This is a genomic window from Cellulomonas sp. B6 (genome assembly GCF_001462455.1).
Lineage (GTDB): Bacteria > Actinomycetota > Actinomycetes > Actinomycetales > Cellulomonadaceae > Cellulomonas.
Genome location: NZ_LNTD01000120.1, coordinates 1 through 12,922, shown reverse-complemented (window position 1 = coordinate 12,922; position 12,922 = coordinate 1). Strand labels below are relative to the sequence as shown.

General features: G+C 75.5%; 12 protein-coding genes. All 12 read left to right on the top strand.

Going from position 1 to position 12,922, the window contains the following annotated elements:
- Window positions 1-1,552 (top strand): methyltransferase (locus tag ATM99_RS11425; protein ID WP_369798063.1); only part of this gene is annotated, 1,552 nt, incomplete at its 5' end.
- A 500-nt stretch (window positions 1,553-2,052) separates the two neighbouring features.
- Window positions 2,053-2,886: a pyrroline-5-carboxylate reductase gene (gene proC / locus ATM99_RS11420; protein WP_062103041.1), complete on the top strand. Its 834-nt coding sequence runs from the start codon at window positions 2,053-2,055 to the stop codon at window positions 2,884-2,886.
- A 2-nt stretch (window positions 2,887-2,888) separates the two neighbouring features.
- Window positions 2,889-4,058 (top strand): LacI family DNA-binding transcriptional regulator, encoded by a 1,170-nt coding sequence (locus tag ATM99_RS11415; protein ID WP_369798061.1) that lies wholly within the window; start codon window positions 2,889-2,891, stop codon window positions 4,056-4,058.
- Between the two features lie 114 nt (window positions 4,059-4,172).
- Window positions 4,173-5,768 carry a xylulokinase gene (locus ATM99_RS11410; RefSeq protein WP_062103040.1) on the top strand — a complete coding sequence of 532 codons (1,596 nt, stop codon included), beginning with the start codon at window positions 4,173-4,175 and terminating at the stop codon, window positions 5,766-5,768.
- A 102-nt stretch (window positions 5,769-5,870) separates the two neighbouring features.
- Window positions 5,871-6,581: an L-ribulose-5-phosphate 4-epimerase gene (locus ATM99_RS11405; protein ID WP_062103042.1), complete on the top strand. Its 711-nt coding sequence runs from the start codon at window positions 5,871-5,873 to the stop codon at window positions 6,579-6,581.
- A gap of 25 nt (window positions 6,582-6,606) precedes the next feature.
- Window positions 6,607-8,115, top strand: a complete 1,509-nt coding sequence (gene araA / locus ATM99_RS11400; RefSeq protein ID WP_062103039.1) for an L-arabinose isomerase — start codon at window positions 6,607-6,609, stop codon at window positions 8,113-8,115.
- Between the two features lie 262 nt (window positions 8,116-8,377).
- Entirely contained in the window at window positions 8,378-8,698 is a 321-nt protein-coding gene (locus ATM99_RS11395) for a hypothetical protein (protein ID WP_150118263.1), read from the top strand.
- Window positions 8,699-8,754: 56 nt separating this feature from the next.
- Window positions 8,755-9,327 carry a hypothetical protein gene (locus ATM99_RS11390; RefSeq protein ID WP_062103037.1) on the top strand — a complete coding sequence of 191 codons (573 nt, stop codon included), beginning with the start codon at window positions 8,755-8,757 and terminating at the stop codon, window positions 9,325-9,327.
- Window positions 9,328-9,362: 35 nt separating this feature from the next.
- A complete protein-coding gene (locus ATM99_RS11385; protein WP_190278823.1) occupies window positions 9,363-10,412 on the top strand; it encodes a peptidoglycan-binding domain-containing protein in 1,050 nt (349 codons plus the stop codon).
- Window positions 10,413-10,476: 64 nt separating this feature from the next.
- Window positions 10,477-11,064 carry an ABC transporter ATP-binding protein gene (locus tag ATM99_RS11380; protein WP_223305015.1) on the top strand — a complete coding sequence of 196 codons (588 nt, stop codon included), beginning with the start codon at window positions 10,477-10,479 and terminating at the stop codon, window positions 11,062-11,064.
- A 128-nt stretch (window positions 11,065-11,192) separates the two neighbouring features.
- Window positions 11,193-12,209 (top strand): FtsX-like permease family protein, encoded by a 1,017-nt coding sequence (locus tag ATM99_RS11375; RefSeq protein WP_223305013.1) that lies wholly within the window; start codon window positions 11,193-11,195, stop codon window positions 12,207-12,209.
- A 57-nt stretch (window positions 12,210-12,266) separates the two neighbouring features.
- Window positions 12,267-12,860, top strand: coding sequence for a TetR family transcriptional regulator (locus tag ATM99_RS11370; RefSeq protein WP_062103033.1), 594 nt, complete (start codon window positions 12,267-12,269; stop codon window positions 12,858-12,860).
- Window positions 12,861-12,922 lie beyond the last annotated feature (62 nt).

Below are 12,922 nucleotides of genomic sequence, written 5' to 3'. Positions count from 1 at the left end.
CCCCCCGCCCGCCCCGGTCGTCGTCCCCGAGCTCGTCGACGCGCTGCGCGCCGACCTCACCGCCGCGTCGTACACGGTCGAGCACGTCGAGGACCTGCTCGGGCCCGTCGCCGCCGGTGCCCTCGACCGGGGCGAGGCGCTGCCCGCGCTGCGCGCCACCGGCCCGGCGGCCGCCACCCGCACCGACCCCGCGGCGGTGCTGACGCGGTGCTTCGTGCTCGGCGTGCCGGTCGCCGCGCGCGCGCTCGCCGCGCCCCTCCCGGGGCTGGGCGTCGAGGGCGCCGTGCTGCTCGGGCTCGTCGACGCCGCCGGGCGCGGGTCCGACGACGAGGTGCGGGCGCGCGTCGACCTGCGCCCCTACGCCGCGACCGACGGCGCGGGCGAGGCCGCCTGGTGGGTCGTCTCGGACCTCGGCGAGCTCGCGACCGGCGGCGCGCTGCGCACCGACCACGTGCTCGGCGTCGGCGGCGCGTCGGTCACGCTCGCGCAGGCGACCGTGCGCGACCCGCGCCGCCGCGTGCTCGACCTCGGCACGGGCTGCGGCGTGCAGGCGCTGCACGCGAGCCGGCACGCCGCGCACGTCGTCGCGACCGACCTCTCGACGCGGGCGCTCGCGTTCGCGGCGTTCACGACCGCGCTCGCGGGCCTCGGGCCCGACCGGGTCGAGCTGCGCGCCGGGTCGATGCTCGAGCCCGTCGCCGACGACACGTTCGACCTGGTGGTCAGCAACCCGCCGTTCGTCATCACGCCGCGGCGTGACGACGTGCCGGCCTACGACTACCGCGACGGCGGGCGCGCGGGCGACGACCTCGTGCGCGACCTCGTCACGGGCGTCGGCGCCGTGCTCGCCCCCGGTGGCGTCGCGCAGATGCTCGCCAACTGGGAGATCCGCGACGGCGAGGAGTGGCACGAGCGGGTCGGGGCGTGGGTCGACGCGTCCGGGCTGGACGCGTGGGTCGTGCAGCGCGACGAGCAGGACCCCGCGCAGTACGCCGAGACGTGGATCCGTGACGGCGGCACGACGCCGGCCGACCGGGCCGCGTGGACGGCGCGGTACGGCGCGTGGCTCGACGACCTCGCGTCGCGCGACGTCGCGTCCGTCGGCTTCGGGATCGTCACGCTCCGTCGGCCGCTCACGGGCCGTCCGACGCTCCGGCGCCTCGAGTCGCAGACCGGGTCGCTGCGGCAGCCGCTCGGCCCGGTGCTCGCGGCCGGGCTCGCGGCGCACGACGCCGTCACCGCGCTGTCCGACGACGACCTCGCGGCGCGGCACCTCACGGTCGCGCCCGACGTCACCGAGGAGCGGTACCTCGAGCCGGGCGCCGTGGACCCGCGGGTCGTGCTGCTGCGGCAGGGCGGCGGGTTCGGCCGCACCGTGCAGGCCGGGACGGCGCTCGCGGCGTTCGTCGGTGCGTGCGACGGCGAGCTCACGGCCGGGCAGATCGTCGGGGCGCTCGGTGCGCTGCTGGAGGTGCCCGCGGCCGACGTCGCCGCCGACGTGCTGCCGTCGGTGCGAGGACTGCTGGCGGACGGCCTGCTCACGCTCGCCTGACGCCTGACGCCTGACGCGTCGGCCACCACCGGTCCGTGCCCGCCTTGTCACCGGTGCGCCGTGTCACCGGTGCGCCGTGTGGCGTTCCGGCGGTGAGGATGCCGGAACGCCGCACGCTGTGCGGTGAGCGCCGATCGGTCGGTGATGCCGGTGGTCGGGCGCCGTGGCGGCCGCGCGGCCCCGCCGCATGCCGTGTGGCGTTCCGGCGGTGAGGGCGCCGGAACGCCGCACAGCGAGGGATGCGCGCCGGGGGAGGCCTGCGGGACCGGTCGTCGGGGCTGCGGCGACATCGCGCTCGTCGGCCCGGTCGCGTGTTCGTCGGCTCGGACGCCCGGCCGCGGGGTGCGGACCGGTGCCGGCCCCCGTTCTCCCTGCAGCGGCCGCGGTCCGGCCCCGCCGAGTCCCGGACCGCTGCGCGGAACCCCGCGAGCCGCACGGGCTCTGGTCGTAGGCTCACCCCTGGCCGTGGCGGTGCGGCCGCGAGCGGTGACGGAGGCGCGATGACGACGCAGGCCACGCAGGACCCCGGTGCGACGCCCGCGGTGGCGGTGCTCGGCGGCGGCGTGATGGGCGGGACGCTCGTCGCGGCGCTGCGGCAGGGCGGCTGGCCCGGTGAGCGCGTGACGGTCGTCGACCAGGACGCGGAGAAGGCCGCGGTGCTCGCCGACGAGCACGGCGTGCGGACCGCGACGCTGCCGGACGCGGTCGGGACGGCCGACGTCGTGCTGGTCGCCGTCAAGCCCGACGTCGTGCCCGCGGTGCTCGCGCAGGTCGCGCCCGTGCTCCGCGGCGGTGCGCTCGTCGCGAGCGTCGCCGCCGGTGTGCCGCTGCGGGTCTACGAGGACGCGTTGCCGGCCGGCACGCCCGTGGTCCGGGTCATGCCGAACACGCCCGCGCTCATCGGCAAGGGGGCGAGCGCGATCGCGCCGGGTCGAGCCGCGGGCGAGGGGCACCTCGTGCTCGTCGAGCGCGTGCTGGCGGCGACGGGCCTGGTCGAGCGGGTCGCCGAGAAGCACCTCGACGCCGTGACGGCGCTGTCCGGGTCGGGCCCCGCGTACGCGTTCTACGTGGTCGACGCGCTCGCCGAGGCGGGGGTGCTGCTGGGCCTGCCTCGGGACCTGTCGACGCGGCTCGCGGTCGCGACCGTCGAGGGCGCGGCGGCGATGGTCGCGCAGACCGGCGACCACCCGGCGGTGCTGCGCGAGCGCGTGTCGTCGCCCGGCGGCACGACCGTCGCGGGCGTCGCGGCGCTGGACCAGCACGCGGTCCGGGCGGGTCTGGTCGCGGCGGTGCGCGCGGCGGCCGACCGCTCGCGCGAGCTGGGCGCGGGCTGACCGTGGCCGACGACGCCGCGCCGGTCGTCACGGGCGGTCCCGGCCCGTCGCGCGCCCCGGCCCCGCACCCCGCGGTCGCCGCTGCCGAGGCCGCGCACCCGACGGGGACCGCGCGCGCACGCCCGTCCGGTCCCGGCGTGCCGGGCCCGCGGGCGCGGTCCTCGCGCGAGGGCCGCCCGCCCGCGATGAACGACGTCGCGGCGCTCGCGGGCGTGAGCCACCAGACGGTGTCGCGCGTGCTCAACGACCACCCGAGCGTGCGCCCGGCGACGCGTGAGCGCGTGCTCGACGCGATCGCGACCCTCGGCTACCGGCCCAACCTCGCGGCGCGCGCGCTCGTGACGCGGCGCACCGGCACGATCGGCGTCATCACGCCTGCGACCGTGCTGTTCGGCCCGACGAGCACCCTGGTCGCGATCGAGCGCGCGGCGCGCGACGTGGGGCACTACGTGTCGGTCGCGACGCTGCGGGACTTCAGCGGCCGCGAGGTCGGCGACGCGGTCGAGCACTTCCTCGCGCAGGGCGTCGACGGCGTGGTCGTCGTGGCCCCGAGCACGGGCACGATCGACGCGGTCGCGGACGTGCGGGCGCCCGTGCCGGTGGTGCTGGTGACGTCGGGGCGCGAGGGCGTCGCGGTGCCGACGGTCGCGGTGGACCAGGTCGCGGGCGGGCGGCTCGCGACCGAGCACCTGCTGGCGTCGGGCCGGCGGACGGTCGTGCACGTCGCGGGGCCGCTCGAGTGGTACGACGCGCGGGACCGGCTGCGGGGCTGGCAGGAGGCGCACGAGGCCGCAGGGCTGGCGGTGCCGCAGCACCACGTGGGCGGGTGGCGCGCGGCGGACGGGTTCACGGTGGGTCGCGCGCTGGTGCGTGACGGGCTGCCGGACGCGGTGTTCGCGGCGAACGACCAGCTCGCGCTGGGTCTGCTCGCGGCGTTCGCCGAGGCGGGCGTCCGTGTGCCGGAGGACGTCGCGGTGGTGGGGTTCGACGACGAGCCGGGGGCGGAGTTCTACGCGCCGCCGCTGACGACGGTGCGGCAGGACTTCGCGGAGCTGGGCCGGCGGGCCGTCGCGGCGCTGGTCGAGGCGATGGGCGGGCGCGTGCCCGAGGTCGCGTCGATCGCGCCCGAGCTCGTGGTCCGCGCGTCGTCCGGGTCCGGGCGGGACGTCTGACCCGGGTGCTGGCACCACCGCTATGTGAGCGTTAACATGGCGTCGGCCGAACGCACGCCGGCCGACCCGACCACGACACCCGGGCGACGACGACCGGGGAGGGAGCAGCACGCGATGGGGCAGCAGCGAACGGACGCGCGCAGCGCGATCGAGCAGGGCCGCACGGCCCTCGGCATCGAGCTCGGCTCGACGCGCATCAAGGCCGTCCTGGTCGGCGAGGACCACGTGCCGCTCGCGTCCGGCGGGCACGCGTGGGAGAACCAGTACGTCGACCGCACGTGGACGTACTCGCTCGACGCCGTGTGGGAGGGCCTGCGCGCCGCGGTCGCGGAGCTGCTCGACGACGCCGAGCGGCAGCACGGCGTGCGGCCCGCGACGGTCGGCGCGATCGGGGTCTCCGCGATGATGCACGGCTACCTCGCGTTCGACGACGCCGACGAGCTGCTCGTGCCGTTCCGCACGTGGCGCAACACGTCCACGGGCGCCGCGTCCGCCGAGCTCACCGACCTGCTGGGCTACAACATCCCGCTGCGGTGGTCGGTCGCGCACCTGCACCAGGCCGTCCTCGACGCCGAGCCGCACGTGCCCGACGTCCGCTTCGTCACGACCCTCGCGGGCTACGTGCACTGGCGCCTGACGGGCCGCAAGGTGCTCGGCGTCGGCGACGCGTCCGGCATGTTCCCGGTCGACCCCGCGACGCACGACTACGACGCCGACCTCGTCGCGCGCTTCGACACGTACCTCGGCGACCGGCTGCCCGGCGGCCTGCGGGACCTGTTCCCGCACGTGCTCGTCGCCGGCCAGGACGCGGGTGCGCTCACGGCCGAGGGTGCCGCGCTGCTCGACCCGACGGGCACGCTGCAGGCCGGGATCCCGCTGTGCCCGCCCGAGGGCGACGCCGGCACGGGCATGGTCGCGACCAACTCGGTCGCGCGGCGCACCGCCAACACGTCCGTGGGCACGTCGATCTTCGCGATGGTCGTGCTGGAGAAGCCGCTCGCGACCGTGCACCACGAGATCGACCTTGTGACGACGCCCGCGGGCGACCTCGTCGCGATGGTGCACTGCAACAACGGCGCGAGCGAGCTCGGCGAGTGGGCCGGCGTGTTCGGCCGGTTCGCGACCGCGCTCGGCGCGCAGGCCACGCCCGACGAGGTGTTCGGGGTGCTGCTGCGCGAGGCGCTCGAGGGCGCCGCCGACGGCGGCGGCCTGCTGTCGTACAACTACCTGTCGGGCGAGCCGATCACGGGCCTGGAGGAGGGGCGGCCGCTGGTCGTCCGGACGCCGGGCAGCGACCTGTCGCTCGCCAACCTCATGCGCACGCAGGTGTACGGCGCGTTCGCGACGCTGAGCCTGGGCATGCGGATCCTCGCGGCCGAGGGCGTGGGCGTCGACGCGATGTTCGCGCACGGCGGCATGTTCCGCACCGCGGGCGTCGCGCAGCGGCTGCTCGCCGCGGCCGTCGGCGCGCCCGTGGCCGTCGGCCGGACCGCCGGCGAGGGCGGCGCGTGGGGCATCGCGGTGCTCGCCGCGTACCTCGTGCACGGCGGCGGCGTCGACCTCGGGACGTACCTCGCGCAGCGCGTGTTCGCGGACGCCGAGCTCGAGGTCGTCGAGCCCGACCCCGCCGACGTCGCGGGCTACACCACCTACCTCGACCGCTACACGGCCGGGCTCGCGATCGAGCGCGCCGCGACCGAGGCGATCTGACCGACCCGACCGAGCGGCGGCCCGTCGACGCGGGCCGCCGCACCGGCGCCGACCGCGTCGGACCCACCCGTGCCCGCCCCGGGCACCGACGCTGGAGGCCCGATGTCTTCCCTGGACGCCTACCCGTCCGACGTCCGCGAGCAGGTCGCCGCGGCGCGCGCGAAGGTCAGCGCGCTGCACGCCGAGCTGCCCCGCTGGGGCCTGGTCGTGTGGACCGCCGGCAACGTGTCGCAGCGCGTCGTCGTCGACCCCGCCGGCCCGAGCAAGCGCGACCTGCTCGTCATCAAGCCGTCGGGCGTGACGTACGACGAGCTGACCCCCGAGTCGATGGTCGTGTGCGACCTCGACGCGAACCTCGTCGAGGGCGACCGTGCGCCGTCGTCCGACACCGCCGCGCACGCGTACGTGTACACGCACATGCCCCGCGTGGGCGGCGTCGTGCACACGCACTCGACGTACGCGACGGCGTGGGCGGCGCGCGCCGAGCCCGTGCCGTGCGTGCTGACGATGATGGCCGACGAGTTCGGCGGCGACATCCCGATCGGCCCGTTCGCGCTCATCGGCGACGACTCGATCGGCCGCGGCATCGTCGAGACGCTGCGCGAGTCCCGCAGCCCCGCGGTGCTCATGCGCAACCACGGCCCGTTCACGATCGGCACGGACGCCAAGGCCGCCGTGAAGGCCGCGGTCATGGTCGAGGAGGTCGCCCGGACCGTCCACATCAGCCGGCAGCTCGGCGAGCCGCTGCCGATCGCGCAGAGCGACATCGACTCGCTGTACGCCCGTTACCAGAACGTCTACGGCCAGCACTGACCTGGCGATCGAGGGAGATGCACCGATGAGCAAGGCCTACCCGGACCAGGAGATCTGGTTCTTCACCGGCTCGCAGGACCTGTACGGCGAGGAGACGCTGCGCCAGGTCGCCGAGCAGTCGCAGGAGGTCGCGGCGGCGCTGGACGCGTCGGGCGACGTGCCCGCGAAGGTCGTCTGGAAGCCCGTCCTCAAGGACTCCGAGGCGATCCGCCGCGCGATGCTCGACGCGAACGCCGACGACAAGGTGCTCGGCGTCGTCACGTGGATGCACACGTTCAGCCCCGCGAAGATGTGGATCACGGGCCTGGACCTGCTGCGCAAGCCGCTGCTGCACCTGCACACGCAGGCGAACGTCGAGCTGCCGTGGGACACCATCGACTTCGACTTCATGAACCTCAACCAGGCCGCGCACGGCGACCGCGAGTACGCCTACATCGCGACGCGCCTGGGCCTGGCGCGCACCACGGTCTCGGGTCACGTGTCGAACCCGGCCGTGACCGCGCGCATCGGCACGTGGGTCCGCGCCGCCGCGGGCTGGCAGGCCGCGCAGGACCTCGTGCTCGTGCGGTTCGGCGACAACATGCGCAACGTCGCGGTCACCGAGGGCGACAAGACCGAGGCGGAGATCCGCCTGGGCGTGTCGGTCAACACGTGGGCCGTCAACGACCTCGTCGCCGCGGTCGAGGCCGTCGACGACGCGACGGTCGACGCGCTCGTGGCCGAGTACGAGGAGCTGTACGACGTCGTCCCCGAGCTGCGGGCCGGCGGCGAGCGCCACGAGTCGCTGCGCTACGCGGCGCGCCAGGAGGCCGCGCTCGAGGCGTTCCTCACCGAGCGTGGCGCCAAGGCGTTCACGACGAACTTCGAGGACCTGGGCGAGCTGCGCCAGCTGCCCGGCCTGGCCGTGCAGCGGCTCATGGGCAAGGGCTACGGGTTCGGCGCCGAGGGCGACTGGAAGACGGCCGTGCTGGTGCGCGTCGCCAAGGTGATGGGCGCCGGGCTGCCCGGCGGCGCGTCGCTCATGGAGGACTACACCTACGACCTGACGCCGGGCGCAGAGAAGATCCTGGGCGCGCACATGCTCGAGATCTGCCCGTCGCTCACGACGTCGAAGCCGCGCGTGGAGATCCACCCGCTGGGCATCGGCGGCAAGGAGGACCCGGTCCGCATGGTGTTCGACACCGACCCGGGTGTCGGTGTCGTCGTGTCGCTCGCCGACATGCGCGAGCGGTTCCGTCTCACGGCCAACGTCGTCGACGTCGTGCCCCCGACGGCGGACCTGCCGCACCTGCCCGTCGCGCGGGCCGTGTGGGAGCCCCGCCCGGACTTCACGACGTCCTCCGAGTGCTGGCTGACCGCGGGCGGCGCGCACCACACGGTGCTGTCGACGGCCGTGGGCATCGAGGCGTGGGAGATCTTCGCCGAGCTCGCGCGCACCGAGCTTCTCGTCATCGACGAGGCGACCACGCGTCGCGGGTTCGCCGACCAGGTCCGGTGGAACCAGGTGTACTACCGCGTGGCCCAGGGGTTCTGAGCCAGGGGCCTGAGTCACCCGACGTCCGGACGACGGCGGGCCACCTGTGAGGTGGCCCGCCGTCGTCGTCCCGTGCGCGGGCGTCCTGCCGCTGCGGCGCCGCGCGCCGCTCGCCCGCCTGCTCGCGCGTCGTGGGAATTCCTGGTCGTTGTCCCACGTCCCGCCCGTCGGTACATTGCCGCGTGCAGGGGGCTGAACGGAAACGCACGAGCGTTTCCGGCAGCTCTTCCTGGGCTCGATGACGAGAACAGAGGAGAGGCACATGAAGGTTATTCGTCTTCGCCGCGGCGCTGCTGCGGCGCTCGTCGCGGTCGCGATGGTCGTGATTCCTGTCGCCGCTGCGCAGGCGTGGACGGGGAGCTCCATCACCTGCACGTCGTCGACCGGCTGGCAGATCCACATCAAGGCGACCACGACCGGTGTGCGTTACGACAAGGTGGTGAACGGGTCGGCGCAGTCGTCGTACGACCTCGGGTACATCAACGGCACCTACACCAACAAGACCGGCAAGTCCGTCGCCACCTCGGTGAGCGTCTCCGGAGGTACCGTCTCCAACGCCTCGCGGTTCTGCGGGACCAACTGACGCGAGGGGTGCCGGGGGGTGTGCGAACCCCCCCGGCACCGTCCGGGAGGTTCGTGATGAAGACACTCGCGCGGGGCGTCCGCGTGCTGGTCGCTGCCGTCGTGCTCGCTCCCGCGGCGGCGTGCGTCGCATCCCCGGCGCCGGAAGCCACTCCCTGGCACGAGCCGTCGTGGTTCGCCGAGCAGGCACGTGAGCGGGAGGAGGCCCGTGCCGCGATGCAGGGCTGCATGGACGGGCTGGGCTGGACCCTCACCATGAACGAGTACGGCGGCACCAGCACGCCGTTCAGCGACGACGCCACCCGGGAGAGGTTCTCGGCGGACGCGCAGCGGTGCCGTGCCGAGAACGGTCTCGACCGCGAGTTCGCCCTCACCGCGAGCGAGGCCTCCGCTCTCTACGACCGGCAGCTCGAGACCCGGGAGTGCCTGCGGCAGGAGGGCGTCGACCTGCCGGACCCGCCCACTCGCGAGACCTTCGTCGAGAACGCCCCGCGCTTCGCGGCCGGGGACGAGACCGCCACGTGGTGGGAGCCCTACGCCGACCTGTACGACCTCGAGGAACGCGACCTCGTCGATGCGGCGACCTCGACGGCGGCGCAGGGCGCCTGCCCGCAGTACTGGGTCCGATGATGCGTGTTCGTGTCGTGACCTGCTGGGTGCTCTCCGTGACCGCGGCGCTGGCGACGGGGTGGTGGGCCGGCGGGGCGGTGATGCGTCCGCCGCAGGTCGCCGCCGACACGCTCGGGCCGGCGACGTACACCGTCGTCGAGGGCACAGTCGGTCGGGCGATGGACGCCGTCGCCGACCTGGAGTGGTCGGGGGTCGAGGTCGCGACGCTCGACCGCCCCGGCAAGGTGACCTCGCTGGCGGTCGAGCCCGGATCGGTCGTCGGCCAGGGTGACGTGCTGCTGACGGTGGACCTGGCCCCGGTCGTCGTGGCGTCGGGGGACGTGCCCGCCTTCCGTGCTCTCGGGGCCGGCGACGACGGCCCCGACGTGCGGCAGCTGCAGCAGATGCTCGCCGACCTCGGACATCTCAACCGCGCCCCGGACGGCAGGTTCGGCTCGTCGACGACCGCGGCCGTGCGGGCGTGGCAGCGTGCGTCCCAGCAACCCGTGACGGGCGTGGTCGCGCTGGGTGACCTGGTCTTCGTGCCCGGACTTCCCGCCCGGCTCGTCGTCGCCGACCAGGTCGCCGTCGGTCGGGCCCTGTCCGGGGGCGAGGTCGTTCGGCGGCTCGACCCTGCGCCGCGCGCTCGTCTGCGACTGGCGTCCGAGCAGCGCGGCGCGATGCCGCCGCCCGGCAGCGTGGTCGCGCTCGACCTCGACGGCTCCACGCTCGACCTCCGGACGGCGGGCTCGCAGGTCGACGCCGACGGTGTCGTCCTCGTCGACCTCGTCGCCGCCGACGGCGGCCCGGCGTGCCCCGAGCCCTGTGCGATCCCGTACGCACCGCAGGCCCAGCAGGTGCGCGCCGTCGTCGAGCTCGAGCCGAGCGTGACCGGCGCCCTCGTCCCCCTCGCCGCGCTGGGCAGCGGACCCGCCGGGGACGCCGTCGTCACACTCGTCGACGGGGAGAGGCGTGCGGTCCAGATCCGCGGCAGCGACGGCTCGCGAGCGGTCGTGGACGGCCTGGCCGTGGGCGAGCAGATCCGGCTGTTCGGGGACGAGGTCGTCGAGCGCGTCGCGCCGGTCGTCCCGTCGTCCGGGCCGTGAGGGCGGGGGCGCGGTGACGCGGGTCGCCGCCCGCGGGCTCGGTCTGTCGTACGGTGCCGTCACCGTGGTCAGCGCCATCGACGTGGCGCTCGAGCCGGGCTGCGTCACGACGCTCAGCGGGCCGTCGGGTGCTGGGAAGTCCACGCTGCTGTACGCCCTCGCGCTGCTGCTGCGTCCGACGTCGGGTGAGGTGCTCTGGGACGGGCGCCCCGTGGGCCGGGTGCCCGACGGCGTCCGATCGCAGCTGCGCGCCTCGCGGTCCGGCTTCGTGTTCCAGGACGCGATGCTCGACCCGACCCGCTCGGTGCTCGACAACGTCCTCGAGCCCTCCCTCTACGCCGGTGTGCCGCGACGCGAGGCTCGGCGGCGCGCTCTCGACCTGCTCGACGAGCTGGGTGTCGCCCATCGGGCGCGACATCGCCCCGGCGAGGTCTCGGGTGGTCAGGCGCAACGCGTCGCGCTCTGCCGCTCCCTGGTGACCTCTCCTCGTGTCCTGTTCTGCGACGAGCCGACGGGCAACCTCGACGCGGGCGCCACCGAGATCGTCTGGTCGGTGCTGGAGGAGTACGCGCGCGGCGGGAGCACGGTCGTCGTGGCGACGCACGACCGCGGGTTGGTCGCGAGGGCCGGTGCCCGCGTGGAGCTGACGTGAACCCGCCTGCGAGAGCCTCCGCTGAGTCCGGCCGGACCGTGCCTGGTCGGCCGCGGTCCGGCGCGGTCGTCGGTGACGCGCTGCGTAGCGCGGCCGCCCAACCGGTGGTCACCGGGACGACCGCCGTCGTGACCGCACTGGTGTGCCTCGTCGTGCTTCTGACCGCGGGGCGTGCAGCGGCGGCTGAACGCGCGGTCGTCGCGTCGATCGACGCGGTCGGGACCCGCCTGATCACGGTCAGCGACCCGCAGGGGCAGGCTGCGATCGACCCCGAGACCGTCGACCAGGTCGCCGCGCTGGAGGGAGTGCGGTGGGCGTTCGGGCTCGGCCCGGCGTCGGACGGGCGCAGCGTCGCCCTGCCCGGACGTGCTGGCGTCGCTGCGATGCGCCCGGTCGTCGGCGACCTCCCCTCCGAGGCAGCCGCGGTGCGCGGTCGGGCGCCGCGAGCCGTCGGCGAGGCGGTCGCCGGCACAGACGCTGCGGCGGCCCTCCGTCTCGTCGACGGAGCGGGCGCCGTCTCCGACGGATCGACCGTGGTCGGTGTCGTGGGGGTCGTCGACACGGGCGAGGACCTCGGTTTCCTCGACGCCCTCGTGCTCTACCGGGCTGCCTCGGTGCCCACGCTGAGCCAGGTGTACGTGCTCGCTGACGACGCGTCGACCGTCCCGGAGCTGCAGCGGCGGATCGCCGCCACGGTCCGGGCCGGCGAGCCGTCGCGGGTGCAGGTCGAAGCCTCGGCGGGCGTGCTCCGGCTCCGGGATGCGGTGGCCGGGGCGTTGGGTGCGTCGTCGCGGCAGCTGATGCTCGGCGTGCTCGGGGGCGGCCTGGTACTCGTCTCGGTGACCGTGCTCTCCGCCGTGCAAGGGCGCCGACGTGACCTGGGTCGTCGCCGCGCCGTCGGAGCGAGCAGGTCGGCGATCGTCGTCCTGGTGCTGCTGCAGACCGCCGTCGCCGGGGTGATGGGTGCCCTCGTGGGGTCGGTGGGCGGAGTCGCGGCCGTCGCCCTCGCCACCGGAGTCGCGCCACCGGGGTCGTTCAGTGCCGGGGTGGCGGTGGCCACCGTGCTGATCGGCCTCGTGGGCGCGGCGCCACCGGCGTTGCTGGCCGCCTACCGCGATCCAGTCCGCATCCTGCGGGTGCCGTGACGGACGGGCGTCGCGCTGGCGGCGCCGCGCGGCCCGCGGCTGCCTAGGGTGGGGCCCGTGGACGAGACGCGGACGCGGACGCGCGGGCGGCGGCCCGCGGGGGAGGACACGCGCGGCGCGATCCTCGCGGCGGCGCGCGCCGAGTTCGCCGCCCGCGGGTACGCGGGCACGAGCGTGCGCGCGATCGCCCGGCGGGCCGACGTCGACCCCGGCTCGGTGCGGCACTGGTTCACGGACAAGGGCGAGCTGTTCGTCGCGAGCGTGCTGCCGCAGGGGGTGGAGCCGGCGGTCTTCGTGGAGCGGGTCGTCACGCCGGGCGTCGACGGGCTGGGGGAGCGCCTGCTGACCGCGGCGCTGCGCGTGTGGGACCAGGACGGCGGGGCGCCGTTCCGGGCCGCGTTCAGCGGTCTGACGGCCGACGACGCGGGCCCGCGGGACGTCGCCGGCTTCCTCTCGCGCGAGGTGTTCGCGCGCGTCGCGGGCGCGCTGGACGGGCCGGACGCGGCGCTGCGCGTGTCGCTCGTCGCGTCGCAGACCGTCGGCGTGCTCGTCGCGCGGCACCTGCTGCGCGTCGAGCCGCTCGCGTCGCTCCCGGCCGCGGACGTCGTCGCGCTCGTGGGCCCGACGCTGCAGCGCTACCTCACGGACTGACCGCACGGTCGGAGCCCGCGCGCCGCAGCCCGCCCGTTCCCCCGCCGGCGCCGACTCCCCTC

What these genes read in the sequence shown, in the direction of transcription:
- proC (WP_062103041.1), top strand. Translation starts at nt 2,053, where the DNA reads ATGACGACGCAGGCCACGCAGGACCCCGGTGCGACGCCCGCGGTGGCG.
- ATM99_RS11410 (WP_062103040.1), top strand. Translation starts at nt 4,173, where the DNA reads ATGGGGCAGCAGCGAACGGACGCGCGCAGCGCGATCGAGCAGGGCCGC.
- ATM99_RS11405 (WP_062103042.1), top strand. Translation starts at nt 5,871, where the DNA reads ATGTCTTCCCTGGACGCCTACCCGTCCGACGTCCGCGAGCAGGTCGCC.
- araA (WP_062103039.1), top strand. Translation starts at nt 6,607, where the DNA reads ATGAGCAAGGCCTACCCGGACCAGGAGATCTGGTTCTTCACCGGCTCG.
- ATM99_RS11395 (WP_150118263.1), top strand. Translation starts at nt 8,378, where the DNA reads ATGAAGGTTATTCGTCTTCGCCGCGGCGCTGCTGCGGCGCTCGTCGCG.
- ATM99_RS11390 (WP_062103037.1), top strand. Translation starts at nt 8,755, where the DNA reads ATGAAGACACTCGCGCGGGGCGTCCGCGTGCTGGTCGCTGCCGTCGTG.